A 20488-nucleotide genomic window follows, 5' to 3' on the forward strand; every position below is an offset into this window, starting at 1 on the left:
GTAGAAAAAAGGAGTATAATACCTCATAATGAGACGTTAAATGTAAACTTAAATGCTACATTATCGTCAATTTGGGGTAAGTGATAAGCGCCGTAACGATAGGTAAAGCTCAAGCCAAAACCGAATAGAAGCTTGTTGAGTTCAAAGCCAGATTCCGTATACCCTTTTTTTAGGGAATTGAAGGTTACGTTTTGGTGCCGCTCAGAATTTTTAATGTCACCAATGGCATATCGCGTAATTAACACAAGTTGGGGTTTAAAGCGAGGTGAAATATTAATTGGTTTCAAAAAATGTTTTAACTGTAGCGTGGCAAACTTATCTGAAAAGAACTCATTGAAATACATGGTCTCAAAACTGTTCAATCCGGCAACAGAGAAGCGTTGCAGTATGGTTTCTTTTGTAATGTTGTTGGGGTAGGCATGATACAAATGTGTTAAAGGAGTGTTGCCGTTTGCAATTCCTGAAACCAGAGTAATTTCTGAAAACGCATCATCTTCATTTCCAATTTTGTAAATGGTCTTGAAATCGAATTTTGAAAAGGTGAAATTGCTTCCAAAAACATCATTAAAACTTTTGGTATACTGAAGAGTGAATCTAGGATAGCCCTCATTTATTTTTTTATTACTTTTTTTAGACGAGTCAACTTTATTAAATGGGCTCCATTGAAAAGCTACTTTAGCAATGCTCAAATCAAATGAAGATATTACCTCATTGTTCAAGATGTAGCTGTAACTGTATGTAGGATCAATATTGCTAATTGAAAACTCCGTTTCAGCTATCATTTTAGGGTTAAATTCATGCTCGAAGGATAACGCTTTTGTAATGTGCCTATGAAAAAGGTCGATATTGATCAATCTCGGTTCAAAAAACTGAAAAAATCTTCCGTCCGTTAAAAATTTGGTGCTGCCTGTTTCCTGCAAATCGTCCGTATAAGATAGATTTAGCCAGCTATTTGTTTTTTCCGATAGGCGAAAACCACCACCAAAGCTATATTTAAAACGATGGTCTCTAAAACCGTAAACCACGTAAGTGTTTAGTCTGTATTTTTTCGAAAAAGCCTCATTGGTAACACCGCCCAATCCCGTTCTAATACCTTCATACTGATTGTATTTGATTAAATATCTTAAATCTGCATTAAAATATTTTGTGGGGAAATAGCCGTTGCCAATACTTTTTAAAAACTCACTTTTTTTAACAGAATCCTGTTCAGGTTTTTTCACTTCCCTTTGAAAAGATTGGGATTGTGCCAAAGAAACAGAAAAAAGAATAAAAAGGAAAAGAGTAAAACGTTTCAAAGTCTGCCCCAATTAAATGCTGTGTTTTTACAAAAAGAGCGACTAATTTGTCGCCCTTCTTTAAACTGTCATGATTTCTTTTTCCTTATGTTCAAAGAGTTCATCAATCTTTTTAACGTAGGAATCTGTCATTTCTTGTATGTCAATTTCGGCGTTGCCTTTAACATCCTCGGAAACATCCTCTGTTTTTTTAATGTCGTTATTGGCATCTTTTCTGGCTGACCGTATACTAACTTTGGCATCTTCTGCTTCGGCTTTGGCTTGTTTTGCCAATGTACGTCTGCGTTCTTCTGTTAACGGTGGCACATTAATAATTATGGTTTCGCCGTTATTCATGGGGTTAAACCCGAGATTGGCATATGATATGCTACGTTCAATTTCTTGAAGCATGCTTTTTTCCCATGGTTGAACGGTAATTGTTCGGCCATCTGGAGTATTAACATTGGCAACTTGGTTTAAAGGGGTTTGAGCTCCATAATACTCTACCATTACACTTCCCAGCATTGCCGGGCTTGCTTTACCAGCCCTGATATTAACAAATTCCTTTTTTAAATGGGCAATGGCATTTTCCATGGCCTCTTTTGCAGTATCTAATATAAATTGTATGTCTTCGTTCATTGCAAAAACTTTTAGGTCAAACTAGGTATCCTTTTTCAAAAATTGCGCCAAATGTTAAACATTAACAACGGTTCCGATGTTTTCACCAGAAACTACTTTAAGCAGGTTTCCTTTTTTGTTCATATCAAAAACAATAATGGGCAAATTATTTTCCTGACTTAAGGTGAAAGCTGTGGTATCCATCACTTTCAAACCTTTTCTCAATACATCATCGAAGGAAAGTGTATTGAATTTTATAGCTTTTTTATCTTTTTCAGGATCTGCGTTATAAATGCCGTCAACACGTGTTCCCTTTAAAATAACATCAGCTTGTATTTCAATAGCACGTAAAACCGCAGCCGAATCTGTTGTAAAATAAGGATTTCCCGTGCCACCACCAAAAATAACAACACGTCCTTTTTCTAAGTGTCTCATGGCTTTTCTTCTTATAAAAGGCTCTGCTACCTCATTAATTTTTATTGCGGTTTGCAGTCGAGTTGGAATGTCTATATCTTCTAGAGCACCTTGTAAAGCCAGTCCGTTTATTACGGTGGCCAACATGCCCATATAATCTCCTTGTACGCGGTCCATGCCTTTACTGGCTCCGGCAACACCTCTAAAAATGTTTCCGCCACCTATTACAATAGCGACTTCTATACCTTTATCCGTAATGGTTTTTATGTCTTCAGCATATTCGGCTAAGCGTTCAGGGTCAATACCGTATTGGCGTTTTCCCATTAAGGCTTCGCCAGATAATTTGAGGAGTATTCTTTTGTATTTCATTCTTTTATTTAATGAAGTTGTGCAAAACTACACATTTTTTTTGTGATACGAATTTTTAAAAAGTTGGAATTTTGGCATAAAAAAACCACTATTCCATCAAGAATAGTGGTTTTGATTTATAAGAGATTCGCATTTGCGAATTGAAATACGGATTAACCTACTGTAGCGCGTTTAAAACCGGAGATTTCTACGTTACCATAAGAAGAAACATATTCTGCAACAGTTTTCTTTTCGTCTTTGATAAACTTTTGATCCAATAAACATTTTTCTTGGTCTAAAGTTGTGTTGTCAGAAATAAAACGTTCCATTTTTCCTGGTAAAATTCTATCCCAGATTTGCTCTGGTTTACCTTCAGCTTTTAATTCTGCTTTTGCAGCTTCTTCAGCTTCCGCTAAAACTTCAGGAGTTAATTGGGCCATAGAAATATATTTAGGAACGTTTTTAAGTGTTTTACCCAAACGCGCCAATTCTTCGTTATCTTTTTCTATTACAGCAATTCTAGCTTCAGTTTCTGATGCAACGAATGTAGGGTCAAAATCTTTGTAAGACAAAGTGGTTGCACCCATTGAAGCTACTTGCATAGCAACGTCTTTTACCAAAACATCAGCATTGTCAACCTTAGCAGTTAAACCTACTAAAGCAGCAATTTTGTTAATGTGAACGTATTGACCAACATAAGGAGCTTCCAATTTTTCAAAAGCAGTGATGTCTAGTTTTTCACCAATAACACCTGTTTGCTCAACTAATTTATCAGCAACAGACATTCCGCCGAAATCGGCAGCTAAAAACGCTTCTTTTGAGTCATAATTTAAAGCAAGCTCAGCCAAATCGTTGGCCAATGCCAAAAAGTTTTCATTTTTACCAACAAAATCAGTTTCACAACCTAAAACAATGGCAACGCCTGCAGTTTCATCTGCATTTATTTTAGCAACAGCAGCACCTTCAGAAGATTCTCTGTCGGCTCTTTTTTCTGCTACTTTTTGTCCTTTTTTACGCAATACGGCGATTGCTTTGTCAAAATCACCTTCAGCCTCAACAAGTGCTTTTTTGCAGTCCATCATACCGGCTCCGGTGGCTTGTCTTAATTTGTTTACTTCAGCTGCTGTAATTTTTACTGTAGTACTCATAGTATTTTTAAATTTAAAAAAGTCGTTTAATTTATTTCAACTAAAGAAAAGAATCAAACGACTTTATCATGTTTCGTTAATGTTATTTATTCTTCTTCGTCAGCAACAGCTACTTTAGCTTTTGCTTTTTTAGCTTTTGGAGCGTCATCTTCAACGTCTACAGCATCTTTTTCTGCTTTACGTTCAGCTAAACCTGATGCTATAGCAGATGCAACGTGAGATAAAATTTTATCGATTGATTTAGAAGCGTCATCATTTGCAGGGATAACATAATCAACTTGACGTGGGTCTGAGTTGGTGTCAACCATTGCAAAAATAGGAATGTTTAATTTTTGAGCTTCCTTAATCGCGATGTGCTCACGCTTAATATCTACAACAAATAACGCACCTGGTAAACGAGTCATGTCGCTAATAGACCCTAAGTTTTTCTCTAACTTAGCTCTTAATCGGTCAACTTGTAAACGCTCTTTTTTAGATAAGGTGTTGAAAGTACCGTCTTTCTTCATTCTATCGATTGAAGCCATTTTTTTAACGGCTTTTCTAATAGTTACGAAGTTGGTTAACATACCACCTGGCCATCTTTCTGTGATGTAAGGCATGTTAATTTCACCAGCTTTTTCAGCAACAATATCTTTTGCTTGTTTTTTTGTTGCAACGAATAAAACTTTACGACCTGAAGCTGCAATTTTAGCAAGAGCTGCTCCGGCCTCTTCAATTTTAGCCGCTGTTTTATATAGGTTAATGATATGGATGCCGTTACGCTCCATATATACGTAAGGAGCCATGTTTGGGTCCCACTTACGTGTAAGGTGTCCGAAGTGTACACCTGCTTCAAGTAATTCTTTTACTTCTACTGCCATGTTTGTAATAGTTTACGTTCTGTTGAATTAGCAATGATTAAGTGGTCATTTTTTAAAATTTGCCTTAACCATTTAGATGCTAAACTAAACCTGCTTTTTAAGGCTAGGTACAACAATAACTGTGTTAAATAATTTGTTTTGATATTAACGTTTAGAGAACTGGAATTTCTTACGAGCTTTCTTCTGACCGAATTTTTTACGTTCCACCATTCTTGGGTCTCTTGTTAATAAGCCTTCTGGTTTAAGGATACCTCTGTTTTCAGCATCTGCCTCGCACAAAGCACGAGAAATTGCCAAACGAACAGCTTCTGCCTGACCAGTAATACCACCTCCATATACATTTACTGTAATATCAAAGTTGCTTTCATTGTTAGTCATGGCCAATGGTTGCTTTACTTTGTACTGTAATGTAGCTGTAGTAAAGTAATTAGCCAAGTCCTTTTTGTTAATCGTAATGTTACCGTTTCCTTGGGCAACATAAGCACGAGCAACAGCCGTCTTTCTACGGCCGATTTTGTGAATTACTTCCATTAATTAAATTCGTTTAAATTGATTGCTTTTGGTTTCTGTGCTGCATGAGCATGTTCTGAACCAACAACAACTGTTAGATTACGGAATAAATCTGCACCTAATTTGTTTTTAGGCAGCATTCCTTTAACTGATTTTTCTACTACTCTTGCAGGGTCTTTACCAAACAATTCGGTAGCAGTTAAACTTCTTTGACCTCCTGGATATCCAGTGTGACGAATGTACGTTTTGTCGTTCCATTTGTTACCAGATAAACTGATTTTTTCTGCATTGATAACAATTACGTTATCGCCACAATCAACATGAGGTGTGAAGTTTGGCTTGTGCTTGCCTCTTAAAAGTTTCGCAACCTTTGAAGCTAAACGACCAAGCGCCTGACCTTCAGCATCAACCAAAACCCACTCCTTGTTTACAGTAGCTTTGTTTGCTGAAATCGTTTTGTAGCTTAATGTGTCCACACTAATTAATTTTTTAATTATTAAACATTCCTCTCTCAAAAAGAGTTTGCAAATTTACGATTATATATTTGATTACCAAATACTATATAGGGTTTTTTAAAGCCTATTTTTAATATTGAAAATAGCTTGTTTTTAAAAGGTTTTGAAGGGTCTTAATCTAATTATAATTCGGGTGAATTTTTTGGGATAAAAAAAACCGATGTTAATCGGTTTTTCTGTTCATCTAAATAAGATTTTAAATATTATTGAATTCTTTTGGCTCGAGGTTCCAAATCGGTTAATTCCGCAATTTTTATGGGTTCTCCAGATTCTATGCTTTTTCGTGCCGCAATGCCTATTAATACTGACATGGCACCATCCCTTACTCCGGCAGCTCTATCATATTCATCTGCTTCGTTGGGAGTTTTAAATATTTTGTCGTGTAAACGTTTGTCTCCTCCACCATGGCCGCCTCGTTCAAAAGCTACGTTTTCAACGTCATAATCTTTCCAAAGTTTATGCACTATAATAGGTTCGAATTTTGCTTCCTCTTCTAATTTTTGATTCATCTCTTTGGCGTGCATTTCTGCTTGGTTTACCGTTTCATTTTTTTGGTAAGGAATGTCAAGCCATGCTTCAATTCTTCCCTCGGTGCCATTAAAGGCTACTCTCCAACCTTCAAAAGGAGAGTAAGTGGTAAGCGAATAATTTAACACTACGTTGTTTTTGTATTTAACCTGAGCCGACATTTTATCATATATGTTGATTTCTTTTCGGAATAAACAATTGTCCCTAATGTACCCATCATATTTCTCGTTATCAGCGTAAAGCTTTGTTAGATGCTCATTTTTTGTGATGTCCCAATAATAATCGCAGTCGTTTTTGTGAGTACAGGTTCGGCAGTTGTCACCTCTAAACGGGCCATTTTCTCCATAATGCTCCAAGTCGCCATAGGCAAAGACCTCACTTGGGTCTGAATCAATCCACCAATTCAATAAATCGAAATGATGCGTTGCTTTATGTACCCATAGCGTGCCGCCTGATTCCCGTTGTCCATGCCATCTTCTAAAATAGGACGCACCGTGATAAGTGTTTAAGTACCAATGAAAATCTACAGATGTTATTTTTCCAATAGAATTACTTCTTAGTAATTCTTTTATTTTCGTGTTGTATGGGCTCCATCGGTAATTAAAGCCAACAATTAAATTTTTGTTTGATCTTCTTTCTGCATCAAGTATGGCTTGGCATTTAGTCTCATCTGTTGTTAATGGTTTTTCAGTTAACACATCGCAACCCATATCCAGTCCTTTAATAACAAATTCGTGATGCGTAGAGTCTTTAGTAGTCACGATAACCAAATCAGGTTTGGTTTCTAAAATCATTTTTTCAAAATCAACAAAGGTTGGGCAACTAACGCCCATGTACGATTTGGCATATTTTAACCGGCCTGGATTAATATCGCAAAGCCCTACAAATTCCAGAATATCTGAAAACTCATCTACCAATCTTTTCCCCCAAAAACCGGTGCCCCTAATGCCCGTACCCACCAATACTATTTTTAGTTTTTCTTTATTTGAACTGAAACTAAACGCAGATATTGGCATGGCTATTCCTGCTGCAAGAAGGCTGATTGAAGTTAAGAACTTTCGTCTGGATGTTTTCATAATTTAATGGCTTTATAGTTTGTTTAGGTTCACTAAATATAATTGAAATTCATTAATATTTTAAAATCTTGTTGATATTATATTGAATTGAAGCATTTCTAAACCATTAGAATTAAGTTAACAAGTATCAATAAGAGCTTCTTTTTTTGTGTTTTTTAGCGCTATACCAAATTTAAAACTTTTAAGATGGATTTCCTGCCATTATCAGAGAGGTTATAGTGTACGGATGGTAATCTATCATTTTAATCCTGTTTATCGGAGATGCCTGTGTGATTCACCCTAAGTTTGTCCTTCTGTTTTTGGCGGATTAAATTTCAGGAGCCTTAGGGCGTTTAAAACAACTAATATTGTTGACCCTTCATGACCCACAACAGCGGGTCCCAGGGATATAGCCCCAATAATAGTTAATGGAACTAGAAGAACTACCATACCAAGGCTAATAATTAGGTTTTGCTTTATTATACGTTTAGCGCATCTGCCTAAACCAATAGCGAAGGGTAAATTGTCCAGTTTGTCCGCCAATAATGCAATATCGGCGGTTTCTAGGGCAACATCAGAGCCTGCAGCTCCCATGGCAATGCCAACGCTACTTTTTACCATGGCAGGCGCATCGTTAACACCATCGCCAACCATGGCAACATTGCCCACTTCGGATTTTAAATGTTCTATGGCGTCAACTTTTTCCTCGGGAAGCAAACTGCCCATTGGGTCAGTAATGCCGATTTTTTCAGCGATGACATCGGCTACTTTTTGATGGTCTCCTGTGAGCATAACCATCTTTTTTATGCCCATTTTTTTCAGAGTCTGGAGAGTTGAAGCAGCTTCAGTGCGGGCAACATCCATTACTGAGATTATTCCTAAATAATTATTGTTTTTATGAATAATCATTGTAGTATGGCCTCGAGATTCTAGTTCTTGCATCCTTTCGTTGATTTCTACGGGAACATCTTTTTGTGTTAATTCTTCAAAAAGCCTTCGATTACCAATATGCACAGTGCTTCCATTCCATTGAGCTCTAATGCCACGAGCGGTCAATGATGTTAAGTGTTCTGCGGGTGGAATCGTTAGGTTCTTGCCTAATTCTTTTTCACCACCTTCAACAATGGATGCTGCTAAAGGGTGGTCACTTAATTTTTCAACAGCTATTGCAGTTATTAATAATTCCTCTTTGGTGTTTTTGCCAAAAGGAATGGCATGGGTGAGTATTGGCTTGCCTCTGGTAAGTGTCCCTGTTTTATCAAATGCTATGGCACGTATGCTTGCTAAGTCTTCTAGTGGGCGCCCCCCTTTTATTAAAACCCCTTGTTTGGCACCTCTAGCAATACCCGCCAAAACGGCGCTAGGTGTAGAAATTGCCAGTGCGCAAGGCGATGCCGCTATTAAAACAGACATGGCCCGATAAAAACTTTGTTTAAAAGTTTCATCAATAACTAAAAAAGCAAAGCATAGAAAAAATACTACTGCCAATACAATAGGCACGTAATTTTTTTCAAATTTATCGGTAAGGTGCTGAGTTGGCGATTTTTGGGTTTCTGCTTCTTTGACTAAATTGATTAATCTTGCTAGCGTACTGTCTTTAGATTCCTTTAAAACTTTTACTTCTAAAGCTCCGGCTCCATTAATGGTTCCTGCAAACACACGATTTTCGGCGGTCAATTTTGAAACATTGGTTTCGTTTTCCCAATTATTAGACGGATATTTTTCTACAGGCATGCTTTCCCCTGTTATGGGCGCTTGATTAACAGTGCTTTTACCTTTATTTACTACACCATCGGCTGCAATTTTAGAGTTAGGTTTTATGATGATGATGTCACCAACTTTTAATTGTTCAATAGAAACCTCTTCAACAGTGCCATTTCTTTTAACGAGTGCCATGGGTGGTGTTAAATTGGAAAGTGCAGCAATAGACTTTCTTGCTCGATTCATGGTATAGTGTTCTAAAGCATGTCCTAAACTAAACAAAAAAAGTAGCAAAGTGCCTTCGCCCCATTTTCCTAGTATGGCAGCACCAAATGCGGCAAACAGCATTAAAAAATCTATTTGAACTTTCCCTTTTAGGATATCTTTACCAGCAGTAATCAATGTAAAATAGGCACCGAAAATACCACCAATGATAAATAATGTGGTTGGGACGATTTCAGGGGTATTTAAAAGAAATGAAAAAATAATACCTGATAGCCAAAAGCTTCCACTGGCTATTGCAAAGTAAAGTTCTGTATTTTCACCAAACCAATCAACTACTATGTTGGAATGTTTGTTCATTACAATTTTGGGGTTAAAAAAGCTGTAAGGTCATGACTAATTTTTTCCGAATCGTTTCATGTTAATTCTTAATTTTTTGGAGAAAGTCAACATTTTCAGCACAATAAAAATAGGCTTTTTTTGATTAAGAAACATTCTATTTAACCATTGAAAAGGCTGTCAAAACGTATTGTTTTTATTTGTAATTGATAGTATATTTAACACTAACCGATTAATTTTTAAGTATTTTTGCAAACTATGCAAGAATTACAACTTTCAGATTGGCTACCTACCACAAACAAAGAGGTTAAAATTCGCGGATGGGAATATCTAGATGTTATCCTGTTCAGTGGAGATGCCTATGTAGACCACCCCACGTTTGGCCCTGCGGTTATTGGGCGTTTACTTGAAAGTTTTGGCTTGCGGGTGGCAATCGTTCCGCAGCCCAATGTAAATGACAACCTTCAGGATTTTGTAAAGCTTGGCAAGCCTAAATTGTTTTTTGGTGTAACCGGTGGCTGTATGGACCCTATGGTGAGTAACTACAACGCCAATAAAAAACGTCGTGATAAGGATGCATACACGCCGAATGGAGATATTGGCTTTAGACCAGATTACGCTACTACAGTTTACAGTAATATTTTAAAGGAAAAATGGCCCGATGTTCCTGTTTTGATTGGTGGTATTGAAGCTTCCTTGCGTCGTGTAACCCATTACGATTATTGGAGTGATAAGTTGATGCCCACTATTTTAGAGACATCAAAGGCCGATATGTTGGTGTATGGAATGGGCGAACAGCCATTGCGAGAGGTTGTTCGATTACTGGAAAAAGGGGTGCCTTTTGAGAGTATAAACACGGTCAATCAAACCGCATTGCTTATTAATAATGACTCGGATATTCCAAAAAATAAAAATTGGGAAGATGTTGAAATAGCCTCACACGAAGTCTGCTTAAAAGATAAAAAGGCCTACGCCTCTAATTTTAAAATCATTGAGCAAGAGTCTAATAAGTTGCATGCGCGACGTATTTTTCAGAAAGTAGGGGATAAGATGCTGATGATAAATCCGCCATATCCAACCATGACCGAGGAAGAAATTGATGCTTCTTTTGATTTGCCTTACACCCGCTTGCCTCACCCCAAGTACGATAAGCGTGGGCCGATTCCAGCTTTTGAAATGATTAAGTTTTCCATCAACATCCATCGAGGGTGTTTTGGGGGCTGTAGTTTCTGTACCATTTCGGCACACCAAGGAAAATTTATTGCGTCACGAAGTCAAGAATCCATTTTGAAAGAGGTGGATAAGGTTGCCAATATGCCAGATTTTAAGGGTTATTTATCTGATATTGGAGGCCCCAGTGCGAACATGTATAAAATGAAAGGTAAAATACAATCTGTTTGTGATAAGTGTGTGGCGCCAAGTTGTATTTCACCAGTTATTTGCAGTAATTTAGATACATCCCATAAACCGTTAACGGAACTGTATAAAGCTGTTGACAGCCATCCAAAAGTTAAAAAGTCGTTCATCGGAAGTGGTATACGCCATGATATGTTGGTGCCAGAATTCAATAAAAATGCGGATGCAAAAGAATTGGATGATTATACCGAGGAAGTCATGACCAAACACGTTTCTGGACGGTTGAAAGTGGCTCCAGAACATACCAGCGACCCTGTTTTGAAACTCATGCGAAAACCTTCGTTTAGTTATTTCCATAAGTTTAAAGATCGGTTTGATAAAATCAATATTAAGCACAAGCTCAATCTACAACTTATCCCATATTTTATATCCAATCACCCGGCATGTGAAGCGGAAGATATGGCCAATCTTGCAGCCGAGACCAAAGATATGGGCTTTCAATTGGAGCAAGTTCAAGGGTTTACGCCAACGCCCATGACTGTGGCAACGGTAATTTATTACAGTGGTTATCACCCTTATACTTTGCAGGAAGTTAAAACACCAAAAACCAAAAAGGAAAAGGACGAACAACACCGATTTTTCTTTTGGTATAAGGATGAAAACAAAGCTTGGATTAAAAACACCTTAAACAAACTGGGGAGGCAAGATTTACTTAAAGTTCTGTTGCCTGAAAAAACTGAAAAATGGCGTAAAAACAAACCGGGCAAACCCAAGCACACATTCAATGATGCAGTTCCTTTTAATCAAAGGAAGAATAAGATAAAATATCGAAAGAAGAGAAAGTGATTTTAATCTTTTTCAATGAGAAAGTTTTTAATGCGCCTCCAGCCAATTGTTACCAACTCCTAAATCAACATCCAACGGCACATCTAATTTATAAGCATTTTCCATTTCTGTTTTCACCAGTGTTTTGATGGTTTCCAATTCTGGTTTGTACACATCAAACACCAATTCGTCATGTACTTGCAAAAGCATTTTGGTTTTGTAATGGCCTGCTTCAAGCTTTCTAAAAATGTTAATCATGGCAATTTTAATGATGTCGGCCGCACTACCTTGTATCGGTGCATTTACGGCATTACGCTCTGCTGCGCCACGCACCACAGCATTTCTGGAATTGATGTCTTTTAAATAACGCCTTCTACCTAAAACGGTTTGTACATAACCATGGTCTCGCGCAAAATCCACTTGCTCACTTATAAAGTTTTTTAATTTGGGGTAGGTGGTGTAATAGGTGTCAATTAACTCTTTGGCTTCACTTCTAGATAAATCGGTTTGGTTGCTCAATCCGAAAGCTGAAACACCGTAAATAATACCAAAGTTTACCGTTTTTGCGTTGCTTCTTTGTTCGCGAGTAACTTCTTCAATAGGAACATTGAATACTTTTGAGGCCGTTGAAGCATGAATATCCTCACCGTGTTTAAAAGCTTCAATCATGGTTTCTTCTTTGCTCAGTGCGGCAATGATGCGAAGTTCTATTTGGCTGTAATCGGCAGCTAATAAAATGTAATCTTCATTTCTAGGGATAAACGCTTTTCTTACCTGTCGGCCGCGTTCGGTACGAATGGGAATGTTCTGTAAATTGGGGTTGTTACTGCTCAAACGTCCTGTGGCAGCAACAGTTTGCATATAATCTGTGTGTACTCTGCCAGTAGATGGTTCAATCTGTTGTGGTAGTGCATCAACGTAAGTGCTTTTTAGTTTTGACAAACCTCTAAACTCCAATATCTGTTGGATAATTTTGTGGTCTTTAGCCAAATAGCTTAAAATATCTTCCGAAGTAGCGTACTGTCCTGTTTTGGTCTTTTTGGGCTTGTCTACCAGTTTCATTTTGTCAAACAAAATTTCGCCCAATTGTTTAGGCGAAGCAATATTGAATTCTTCACCAGCAGCTTCATAAATACTTTTCTCTAGGGTGGCAATATCGTTTTCAAGCTGTTCTGACAAAGAGTTTAAAAAGTCCTTATCCAAATTAATGCCTTCCAATTCCATAGCTGCCAAAACTCGAAGCAAAGGGATTTCAATGTCATCAAAAAGTTTTTGGGTGTTGGCCTCGCCCAATTCGTTTTGAAAATGCTCTTTAAGTTGAAGTGTAATGTCGGCATCTTCAACAGCATATTCCGTTTGCTTTTCTAAAGGTACATCACGCATGGAAAGTTGGTTTTTACCTTTTTTCCCGATTAATTCTTCAATCGAAATGGGCGAGTAATTGAGATAGGTTTCTGATAGCACATCCATGTTATGGCGCATATCAGGATTGATTAAATAATGTGCCAACATGGTGTCAAATAACTTGCCTTTTACCTGTACGTTGTATTTGGCCAAAACCTTAATGTCGTACTTTAAGTTTTGCCCAATTTTTTGAATGTTTTCGTTTTCAAAAAACGGATGAAGCTCTTCAATTAACGTTTGGGCTTCGTCTCTATTTTCAGGAAAAGGTAAATAGAAACCTTTATTAGCTTCCCATGAAAATGCAATGCCAACCAACTCTGCCGTTATGGGGTTAATGCCCGTAGTTTCGGTGTCAAAGCAAACCGAATTTTGGCTCATTAAGTTTTTAATGAACAATTTCGTGGCCATACCTGTTGCCACACTTTGGTAAAAATGTGAGGTGGTTTCGGCTGTTTTTCTGGTGTAAGATGTTGTGGTAGCAATGTTATCTTCAGCATCGCCATCGGCACCAAATAAAGAGAATTGCCCGGTCCCGGCCGATGCTTTTTCTTTTGGCGTTTGGGGCTTTTCCATTGCACTAGAACCAGTATTTTGATTTGAATTGCTTCCCAATTCTACTGAAGTTTCTTCCCCGTCAGAAAATGTTTTTATAAAATTTTCAGTTAGTCGTCTGAATTCTAGATTCTGAAAAATTTCCTTTACTTTTTCAATGTCTGGATGGTTAAGTTCAAAATCTTCTGCGTGAAATTCTACAGGCACATCAAGCATGATTTTTGCCAATTTTTTGGATAGTCTTCCCAATTCAGCATTTTCTTCAACCTTCTCTTTCATTTTGCCCTTTAGCTTATCGGTATTTGCTAAAAGCCCTTCCATGCTGCCAAACTCCTTAATAAACTTTTTTGCTGTTTTTTCGCCAACACCTGGTAACCCTGGAATGTTGTCGCTGGAATCACCCATCATCCCTAAAAAATCAATGACTTGATCTGGAGTTTCAACCTCAAATTTTTTCTTAACCTCGGGGATGCCCCAGGTTTCGTAGCCACCACCAAACGATTTTGGGCGATACATAAAAATATTGTCGGTTACCAATTGCGCAAAATCCTTGTCGGGTGTTACCATAAAGGTTTTGTAGCCTTCTTTTTCCGCTTGACGGGATAGTGTTCCAATAATGTCATCAGCCTCATAACCACTTTTTTCTATGATGGGAATGTGCATGGCTTTTAAAATTTCATGGATGTATGGCACTGCGGTTTTTATTCCTTCAGGCGTTTCATCTCTGTTGGCCTTATATTCCTCAAACATTTCAACACGGTCGGCACTTCCCCCTTTATCAAAACAAACCGCCAAATGGTCTGGGCGCTCTCGTTTTATAACATCCAAAAGGGAATTCATAAACCCCATAATTGCCGAGGTGTCTTCACCCTTTGAATTTATTCTTGGATTTTTTATAAAGGCATAATAGCCACGAAAAATAAGGGCATAGGCATCTACTAAAAAGAGACGTTTTTGGTCTGACATTGGTTTAATTTTGAAAGAAAACCAAAGCTACGAAAAGTTATGCGTAAAATTGAATTTATAATGGTTTGGGTTTGTGTGATGTTTATAACACATCAGTTAAATTCTTAACAATTAGTTAAATAAAACTCTTAATGCGTTATTCATTTATAATACTGTTATCTTTGGGTAAAAAAGAACGATGCTACGCTGGGCTTTACTTTTACTGTTTTACGCCGCAATAACTTTTTATGGCTTTCTGGCCCTTAGAACGGTGACCAAAAATATTTGGTTGCATTACCTGTTTATTTTAATTGCTTTGGTCATTGCGGGCAATTTTATCATTCAATTTACGGTTTATACCGAGGGGCGCGTTTTAACCCCTGCCAAAAGTTATGCCTTTGGATTTTTGTTGGCCTTTATTTCATTGGGGCTTATATTAATTCCGCTTCTTTTATTAGAAGATATTGGACGGGTAATCTATGGGCTTTATGACAAATTTCTTGCTAAAAATGATTCCTTTTATTTGCCATCGCGACGAAAGTTTATCAGCCAGATTGCACTTGGCCTTGCCGCCATTCCGTTTTCATCCATACTTTATGGTATGTATCGGGGTAAGTATCAATTTAGGGTTTTAAATTATACACTTCATTTTGAAGATTTGCCTGAGGCTTTTGATGGATATAAAATCACGCAAATTAGTGATGTGCATTCAGGTAGTTTTGATAACCGGGAGAAAATTGAATACGGTATTAATCTTATAAATGAACAAGCCTCGGATGCTATTTTGTTTACAGGAGATATGGTAAACAATAAGTCTTCCGAAATGCTGCCTTGGAAGGATTTGTTCAGTTCGTTAAAAGCAAAAGATGGTATTTTCTCTATTTTGGGAAATCACGATTATGGCGATTACGTTGATTGGTCATCTTCGGAAGAAAAAAAGCGAAATTTTGAAGAACTGATACAATTACAGAAAGACATGGGTTACGACTTGCTTTTAAATGAAAGCAGATTCATTGAAAAGGATGGGCAGCGCATTGCTATTGTTGGCGTTGAAAATTGGGGTAGCGGCGGATTTAAGCAAGCTGGCGATTTGAAAAAGGCATCAGAAAATATAGACCCGAACGATTTTAAAATATTAATGAGCCACGACCCAACACACTGGCAGCAAAAAGTTATAGATGATGATTACCATTATCATTTAACGCTAAGCGGTCATACCCACGGCATGCAGTTTGGTATTGAAATTCCCGGGTGGGTTAAATGGAGCCCCGCAAAATGGCGTTATAAATATTGGGCAGGTGTCTATAAAGAAATGGGCCAATACATTAATGTAAACCGTGGTTTTGGGTTTTTAGGTTATCCAGGGCGTGTTGGTATATGGCCTGAAATAACAGTTATAGAGCTTAAAAAGGGTACAAGTGATGCATAATTCGTAAGAAATGCTATATTTGTATAAGTGCATATGATTAATAAACAATAAAGTATGTCAAAATTTGGGGAGCTAATAGACGTATCAATTCCAGTTTTGTTAGATTTTTATACAGAGTGGGATGACCAAACCGGGGCAATGCATTTAATTTTAAGAGATGTAGCTGCCGCTTTAGGAGATAAAGCAAAGGTTATTAAAATTGATGTTGAAAAAAATCAGGAACTTGCCGAAGCCCTGCGCGTTAAAACTTTACCAACCCTTATTATCTACAAAGATGGCGAGATGAAATGGCGCCAAAGCGGCGAGCAAGATGCCAATACATTAATTGGCATTGTAAAGGAGTATCTTTAAAAAAAGAGTTAAAATCATAGGGAGAAATCTTAGGTTAAACTTCTTCTAAGGTTTTAAACCTATATCCTTTTTCGCTAAAATAATCCAATACTTTGGGCAATGCATATTGCATGTTTTTAGAAGCCTTAATGCTGTCATGAAAAACAATAATACTGCCATTAACGGTTTTGTCAATTACGTTGTTTAAACAGGTTTCAGGCATAACACTTTTATCCCAATCAAAAGAAAGAACATCCCACATGATTATCTTATAACCCACTTCAATAAGTTTTTTGCCTTGTTTTGGTGTTATTTGGCCATAAGGAGGCCGGAATAAATTGACTGTAGATGATTTATGGGATTCTATGATTTTTTGTGCATTATCTACCTCTGCCAGATAGTCTTCAGTTTTGGTTTTCCACCCTTTTACATGGTTGAAGGTGTGGTTACCAATTATATGGCCTTCTTCAAGAATATTTAGAAATATATCAGGGTGTTTTTCAATATTGTTTCCAATACAAAAAAAAGTGGCCTTGGCGCTGTGCGTTTTCAGTGTTTTTAAGGTCCAGTTTGTTATTTCGGGTGTTGGGCCATCATCAAAAGTCAAATAAATCACCTTTTCGGTTGAAGGAACATCCCAAATATAGTTAGGGAACATTTTCTTGGCGACCAAAGGTGTTTTTATGGGTGTAAAGTCCATAAATTAATCAGCAGTATCTATAGGCAAACTGGTGTCTTGTGGTATATCTGGGTCAAAAGGTTCTTCTACGGGCTCATCACCTCCATAAAAATGCTTAAACGACCTTAAATAGTTATTAAACACTTTGCCCTCAATTTCAGCAAATTCTTCATCATGTTTCACTATGACATCTACTAGGGCTTTATAACGGCTAATATCCGTATAAATTTCTTCAAATAAACGTTCTTGACTATCGGTTTTTAAGCTGCTATAATATGCTAGGTTTTCTTGGTATTTTTTGGCTACTTCTTTAAAAAGTGATCTGGCTTTTTCTTTGTTTCCTACTTCATAATATGCGCTGATGTAGGGCTCAAGTAATGTGTAAAAACCAAAATAATCAACGGGCATGTTTTCCATAGCGATATCGGCAATTTCCTCGGCTTTATCTAGCTTATTCTCATTAATAAGTTGCTGAATTAAGCGGGCTAAATTACCACGATAGGTAATAGAGTTTTTTCGTGTTTCTGGGTCGTGATAAATATCTGGGCTGCCGCTATTGCCCCAATCCCAATTTTTAACCTTTTCATACATTAAATCGCTATCTACACGTCCCATATCAAAAGGGTTGGCACGGTCTACAGGCGTTTTTATTGGGACCAATTTATAGCAAAGCCCATCTAGTTGAAGATAATCTTTCATCCAAATATAATCGTCATCACCAAAGCTTCCACCGGTAAAGTAAATAGGGCGCTTCCATTCGTTGTTGGCTATAACGTCTAGCATCAGCAGCCTGTTTTTGTAGAGAGCACCACCTTTAACCGTAATGTCAATATAGGGTACTATCTTATCGGCATCGGCTAGTTTTACTATTCCTGACTCCAAAACATTTTCCTTATTAACAGGAATGCGCAAATGCGGAGTAGGTAGATAGCTGGCATTCAAATCTTGCGAACGTATCTGTGAAATATCGATTCCTCTTTGCTGTAAAACGAACTTGTATTTTGTTTTTGGGTTATCGCTAGCCACAAAATCCAAAAACTGTTCAACAGTTAATGTATCTGGAATTACTTGTTGGATAACAATATAATCGTTGGTGCCATATTGATATAAATCGTGTGTAAGTTGGGATGGTATAGGGTCGCTCTCATAAGCCTTACGCTTCATTTGATCAATATACCAATCAGTTTGGAATAAACTAGTATTCACAACACGTACATCGGTGCGGTAACCTTCAATTTCTTGGGCATACCAAAGCGCAAACGTATCGTTGTCGCCAATGGTAAACAAAATGGCATTTTGGGCACACGAGTCGAGATACATATGTGCCATAGATTTTGCCGTATATTTTTCCGACCTATCATGGTCGTCCCAGTTATTAGCGGCCATAATGCCAGGAACTAAAATAAGGCAAACCAAAGTAATTAGTGGAGCTGCCAATTTTTTTGGGATGTAAGTTTTTAAAGTGTCATAAAGGCCATAAACCCCAAAGCCTATCCAAAGTGCGAATACATAAAATGAGCCCACTACAGAATAATCGCGTTCCCTTGGTTCAAAAGGGCGGACATTGGTATAAACCTGAATGGCAACCCCAGTAAAGAGGAAAAACACCAACATGACCCAAAACATTTTTTTGTCTTTATTAAACAAAAAGAAAAACCCAAGCAGGCCAAGAATTAGAGGTAATAGATAGTAAGTATTTCTTGCTTTGTTGTTTTTTACATCACTTGGTAAATTGTCTTGCGAATAGCCCAAATGCCATTCGTCCAATAGTTTTATGCCAGATATCCAATTGCCATGATTGTCGTATTTTCCTTGAATATCATCTTGTCTTCCAGCAAAATTCCACATAAAATAACGCCAATACATATAGCCCAATTGGTATTCAAATAAGTATTTTATGTTGCTGGCCAATGATGGTTTTTCAATATCAATATATTCTTTAAACTGCTTCAGAAAGTTGTGATAATCTTCATAATCTATATTACCGTTGTTAACATCCTTTCTAAAATTATTAATTGATTCGCGCAGTTTGTTTTCCATTTGGTACTCAGGCTTCAGTTTAAAATCTAAAAAGCCAGAGAACATCATATAATTTTCGGCATGTTCTGTGCTCCACATACGCGGAAGAATCGATGCGTGCTTAGAATTGTAATTTTGTTTTGCGTTTTTATAATCGTTTACAATGACGTACTCCCCTTTTTTCTCATCTTTTTCATATTTAGGTTTGTCGTCTATGTACGGTTTCTTTTCATCTAAATAGGCATATTGATCAGTAAACTGAGGTCCAAAAAACAGGTGTGTTTCCGGATATTGTTCCAAATTGTAATAGGCCAATAGTTCTCTTGCACTCGACGGGTTATTTTCATTAATCACTACATTGGCATTGGCACGAATGGGCAACATTAACCATGTAGAAAACCCAATAATGATAAATGTTATACATAGAATACCTGTATTGACGTGTACATAACCTTTTTTTCGGGTAAATCGTAATCCATAATTAATTAAAGCAACCAATACTATTCCAGCGATTATGGAACCTGAATTAAAAGGAAGGCCAATGGTGTTAACGAAGAATATTTCGGTAGCACTGAAGATTTTAAGAATATTGGGTGCCAATAATTTAAAAACGAACAACAATATGCCAACGGAAACTACATTGGCAATTATGAAGTTTTTAACCGTAACGGTTTTGTAATTTTTAAAGTAATAAATAAGCCCAATGGCAGGAATGGTAAGCAAGCCCATAAAATGTACCCCAAATGAAAGCCCAATTACGAAGGCAATTAAGATAAGCCATCGGTTACCACGAGGTTTGTCCATATCCTGTTCCCAGCGCAACCCAAGCCAAAACAATGCAGACATAATTAAAGTGGCCATGGCGTAAACCTCAGTCTCTACTGCATTGAACCAAAATGAATCTGTGAATGTAAAAGCCAAACTGCCAACCAAACCACTACCCAAAATGGCCATTGCTTTACTTTGAGATATATCGCCATTTCCTGCTACTATTTTCTTAAGGAGTAAGGTAATGGTCCAAAACATAAAAAGGATGGTGAAGGCACTCGCCACGGCACTCATCATGTTCATCATCCAACCAACAAGTTCATTATTTCCAAAGGTGAAAATGGAGAAAAAAGCACCCAACATTTGAAAAAGAGGCGCCCCCGGAGGGTGGCCAACCTGAAGTTTGGAGGAGGTTAAAATATATTCGCCGGCATCCCAAAAGCTTACCGTGGGTTCAACTGTTAAACTGTATGTGATAAGCGCAATTAAAAAAGAGAACCAACCCAAGAGCGTGTTCCATTTTTTAAAATTGAAATGTGCCATATATGTCTGTGTTTATTTGCTTTGGCGAATTTAACAATAATTACTTAACCGCAAATGTTTTTAAGTAAACGTTAAGTTTTTACGATTATTTTTTGATAAAAATGCT

The 20488-nt window shown here is 37.3% G+C and carries 15 protein-coding genes; 3 read left to right on the forward strand and 12 right to left on the reverse strand.

The genetic code is table 11. The features are described from left to right. Positions 1–23 precede the first annotated feature (23 nt). From WJN01_RS04460 to WJN01_RS04500, 9 genes are all read right to left on the reverse strand, one after another. A complete protein-coding gene (locus WJN01_RS04460; protein WP_445195942.1) occupies positions 24–1220 on the reverse strand; it encodes a DUF5686 family C-terminal domain-containing protein in 1197 nt (398 codons plus the stop codon). A 135-nt stretch (positions 1221–1355) separates the two neighbouring features. After that, on the reverse strand, positions 1356–1913 hold the full coding sequence (gene frr, locus WJN01_RS04465) for a ribosome recycling factor (protein ID WP_370477179.1): 558 nt from the start codon (positions 1911–1913) through the stop codon (positions 1356–1358). A 54-nt stretch (positions 1914–1967) separates the two neighbouring features. Next, positions 1968–2675 carry a UMP kinase gene (pyrH, locus tag WJN01_RS04470; RefSeq protein ID WP_445195943.1) on the reverse strand — a complete coding sequence of 236 codons (708 nt, stop codon included), beginning with the start codon at positions 2673–2675 and terminating at the stop codon, positions 1968–1970. A gap of 152 nt (positions 2676–2827) precedes the next feature. Continuing rightward, the gene (gene tsf, locus WJN01_RS04475) at positions 2828–3802 is read right to left on the reverse strand and encodes a translation elongation factor Ts (protein WP_445195944.1); all 975 of its coding nucleotides are present in this window, start codon (positions 3800–3802) and stop codon (positions 2828–2830) included. 86 nt (positions 3803–3888) lie between these two features. After that, entirely contained in the window at positions 3889–4662 is a 774-nt protein-coding gene (gene rpsB, locus WJN01_RS04480; RefSeq protein ID WP_370477175.1) for a 30S ribosomal protein S2, read from the reverse strand. Positions 4663–4806: 144 nt separating this feature from the next. Then, a complete protein-coding gene (gene rpsI / locus WJN01_RS04485) occupies positions 4807–5193 on the reverse strand; it encodes a 30S ribosomal protein S9 (RefSeq protein ID WP_370477174.1) in 387 nt (128 codons plus the stop codon). Further along, positions 5193–5648 carry a 50S ribosomal protein L13 gene (rplM, locus tag WJN01_RS04490; RefSeq protein ID WP_445195945.1) on the reverse strand — a complete coding sequence of 152 codons (456 nt, stop codon included), beginning with the start codon at positions 5646–5648 and terminating at the stop codon, positions 5193–5195. Before rplM ends, rpsI begins: the two co-directional genes overlap by 1 nt. Positions 5649–5890: 242 nt before the next feature. Further along, positions 5891–7291: a Gfo/Idh/MocA family oxidoreductase gene (locus tag WJN01_RS04495; RefSeq protein WP_445195946.1), complete on the reverse strand. Its 1401-nt coding sequence runs from the start codon at positions 7289–7291 to the stop codon at positions 5891–5893. Between the two features lie 279 nt (positions 7292–7570). After that, positions 7571–9553, reverse strand: coding sequence for a heavy metal translocating P-type ATPase (locus WJN01_RS04500; protein WP_445195947.1), 1983 nt, complete (start codon positions 9551–9553; stop codon positions 7571–7573). Between the two features lie 237 nt (positions 9554–9790). Between WJN01_RS04500 and WJN01_RS04505 the strand changes: the two genes are divergently transcribed. Next, on the forward strand, positions 9791–11734 hold the full coding sequence (locus WJN01_RS04505) for a YgiQ family radical SAM protein (protein WP_445195948.1): 1944 nt from the start codon (positions 9791–9793) through the stop codon (positions 11732–11734). Between the two features lie 27 nt (positions 11735–11761). On the opposite strand, the gene polA is transcribed toward WJN01_RS04505, so the two are convergent. After that, positions 11762–14635: a DNA polymerase I gene (polA, locus tag WJN01_RS04510; RefSeq protein ID WP_445195949.1), complete on the reverse strand. Its 2874-nt coding sequence runs from the start codon at positions 14633–14635 to the stop codon at positions 11762–11764. 178 nt (positions 14636–14813) lie between these two features. Here polA and WJN01_RS04515 point away from each other — a divergent pair, with 178 nt between their 5' ends. Both WJN01_RS04515 and WJN01_RS04520 read left to right on the forward strand, forming a co-directional pair. After that, positions 14814–16043: a metallophosphoesterase gene (locus WJN01_RS04515; protein ID WP_445195950.1), complete on the forward strand. Its 1230-nt coding sequence runs from the start codon at positions 14814–14816 to the stop codon at positions 16041–16043. A 54-nt stretch (positions 16044–16097) separates the two neighbouring features. Further along, positions 16098–16394: a thioredoxin family protein gene (locus WJN01_RS04520; RefSeq protein WP_370477167.1), complete on the forward strand. Its 297-nt coding sequence runs from the start codon at positions 16098–16100 to the stop codon at positions 16392–16394. A 34-nt stretch (positions 16395–16428) separates the two neighbouring features. Here the strand turns inward: WJN01_RS04520 and WJN01_RS04525 are convergent, their stop codons facing one another. Beyond that, positions 16429–17073 (reverse strand): polysaccharide deacetylase family protein, encoded by a 645-nt coding sequence (locus WJN01_RS04525; protein ID WP_445195951.1) that lies wholly within the window; start codon positions 17071–17073, stop codon positions 16429–16431. A 3-nt stretch (positions 17074–17076) separates the two neighbouring features. Further along, positions 17077–20382: a protein O-mannosyl-transferase family gene (locus WJN01_RS04530; protein WP_445195952.1), complete on the reverse strand. Its 3306-nt coding sequence runs from the start codon at positions 20380–20382 to the stop codon at positions 17077–17079. Positions 20383–20488: the final 106 nt, after the last annotated feature.

The organism is Tamlana sedimenti, assembly GCF_038148895.1.
GTDB lineage: Bacteria > Bacteroidota > Bacteroidia > Flavobacteriales > Flavobacteriaceae > Tamlana.